The sequence below is a fragment of the Streptomyces sp. GC420 genome (assembly GCF_009916105.1).
Classification (GTDB): Bacteria; Actinomycetota; Actinomycetes; order Streptomycetales; family Streptomycetaceae; genus Streptomyces.
In genome coordinates, this window is record NZ_JAAAXQ010000670.1 from 1 (window position 1) to 2,299 (window position 2,299).

2 protein-coding genes are annotated in these 2,299 nt (G+C 68.3%); both read left to right on the top strand.

Going from position 1 to position 2,299, the window contains the following annotated elements; genetic code table 11:
- Nucleotides 1–356: 356 nt before the first annotated feature.
- Entirely contained in the window at nt 357–524 is a 168-nt protein-coding gene (locus GUY61_RS42045; RefSeq protein ID WP_166634781.1) for a zinc ribbon domain-containing protein, read from the top strand.
- A gap of 226 nt (nt 525–750) precedes the next feature.
- A complete protein-coding gene (locus GUY61_RS37655; RefSeq protein WP_166634782.1) occupies nt 751–2,268 on the top strand; it encodes a DUF4331 domain-containing protein in 1,518 nt (505 codons plus the stop codon).
- The last annotated feature ends 31 nt before the right edge of the window (nt 2,269–2,299 follow it).

Below are 2,299 nucleotides of genomic sequence, written 5' to 3' on the forward strand. Positions count from 1 at the left end.
CTTTCGGCCCTCGTGCTCCCCGGCCTCGGCATCCGGCGCGCGGACATTGTCCCTTCCCCACCCGTTCGGTGCGAGCGGGGTTGCGGATTGGTCCCGAACGCCTTGCGGGCAGGGCCATTTCGGCGGGATCTTGCGAGGAACCCCCAGGGCTTCAGCTCTGGGAGGAGTCGCGTTCTCGTGTTCGCGGTGCAAAGCGCCGCGTTGTCGCTGCCGTTACCCGGTCGGCAAGCGGCCTGTCATCGCCTGTCGCTGTGCCGGGGTGTCTGGATGCCGCCGCGCGGGTCGGCGTTGGGTTCGCCCGGTCGGGTGGTGCGGAGTGAACGTGCGGTGGGGCGTCGTACGCGTGTGTACGTCGGATGATCGTGACGCTGGTGGTGCAGATCCGGTTGCTGCCGACGCCTGTGCAGGCGGCGGCACTTGAGGCGACTCTGCGCGCCCGGTTCGCCTGCCGGTCCTGCGGGTTCGTTGATCACGCGGACCGGAACGGCTCCCGCAACATCCGCGCCAGAGCGTGGGAGTTGTGACGACGCGGGGCCCCGTCAACGGCCCCTGCCCCACCCCCGGACCAGCGGAGCGGGCCGGACGCAAACGCAGCATCACCGCCAGCGATGCCCGTTGTGCAAACCCGTCGCTTCAGCGTGCTTGAGCGACGAGTAGTTGATGTACCTCCGTTCGCGGACCAATCCCCCGGGCCGTCCGCCCCGAATGGCTGTCGTCAAGCAATCACGCACACGCCGAAGGACGGACGCGATGACCGCAAACACCATGAGCCGGCGCAGCCGCGGGAGTATCGCCCTGCTCGCCTGTGGTGCGCTGGCCGCCGGAGGGCTCGCTGCCGCCGGTGTGACCACGCTGGAGCCGCAGACGGCGCACGCCTCGAGCCACCGGGAGGCCCCGTTGATCTCGGGGCAGCCGCAGGTCGACAACACGGACGTGTACGCGTTCGTGAGCCCCGACAAGCCGGACACCACGACGCTGGTGGCCAACTGGATCCCGTTCGAGGAACCGGCCGGCGGCCCGAACTTCTTCAAGTTCGCCGAGGACGCCCAGTACGACATCCGCGTCGACAGCGACGGCGACGCGCAGGAGGACCTGGTCTACCGCTGGACGTTCGAGGACCACCTGAAGAACGACAAGACCTTCCTGTACAACACCGGTGCGGTGACCAGCCTCGACGACCCGGACCTCAACTTCACGCAGACGTACGACATCGACCTGTTCCGGCTGGAGCACCGGCGGGTCGTGTCCAAGCACAAGGTCGCGGACGACCTGCCCGTCGCGCCCTCCAACGTGGGCAAGGCGTCCATGCCGGACTACAAGGCGCTGCGCGACCGGGCGGTGAAGAAAGTCGCGGGCGGTCTCCGGGCCTACGCGGGCCAGGCCGACGACCCGTTCTTCCTGGACCTGAGGGTCTTCGACCTGCTGTACGGCGGTGACCTCTCCGAGGTCGGCAACGACACCCTCAAGGGCTACAACGTCAACACGATCGCCCTCCAGGTGCCGACCAGTTACCTGGTCGAGTCGGAGAAGCAGCCGGTCGTCGGCATCTGGTCCACCACCCAGGTGAAGAACGCGCGCGGCCACTTCCGGCAGGTGTCCCGGCTCGGCATGCCGCTGGTGAACGAGGTCGTCAACCCGCTGAAGGACAAGGACAAGTTCAACGCGTCCTCGCCCCTGAACGACGGTGACTTCCTGAAGAACGTCACCAACCCCGAACTGCCGAAGCTGATCGAGGGCATCTTCAAGATCAAGGCTCCCGCCGAGCCCCGCAACGACCTCGTGTCGGTCTTCCTCACCGGTGTCAAGGACCTCAACCAGCCGCCGCACGTGCGGGCTTCGGAGATGCTGCGGCTGAACACCTCGATCAAGCCGGTCGCGAAGCCGAAGCGGCTGGGAGTGCTGGACGGTGACAACGCCGGCTTCCCCAACGGGCGCCGGCTGACGGACGACGTCCTGGACATCGCGCTGCAGGTCGTCGAGGGCGAGCTGGTCGGTTCGAAGAACGACCTGGGTGACGCCGTCGACAAGAACGACGTCAAGTTCGGCCACAGCTTCCCGTACGTCGGTCTGCCCACCTCCGGCTCCGACGCGCCCGGCGCCAAGACCAAGAGCAGCACCGACAGCGTCCTCTCGGGCGGCCTCGGCTCGATCGCGAACGGCGAGGACACGGTGCTGATCGCCTCCGCCGCCTCGGCGGGCGCGGGCGTCCTGCTCGTCGGCGTCGGACTGTTCTGGTGGCGCCGCCGCCGGGTCCACGGCTTCCGCTGACCTCCGGCGTCCCCCCACTCCCCCCCCGCCC

What these genes read in the sequence shown, in the direction of transcription:
- GUY61_RS42045 (WP_166634781.1), top strand. Translation starts at nt 357, where the DNA reads ATGATCGTGACGCTGGTGGTGCAGATCCGGTTGCTGCCGACGCCTGTG.
- GUY61_RS37655 (WP_166634782.1), top strand. Translation starts at nt 751, where the DNA reads ATGACCGCAAACACCATGAGCCGGCGCAGCCGCGGGAGTATCGCCCTG.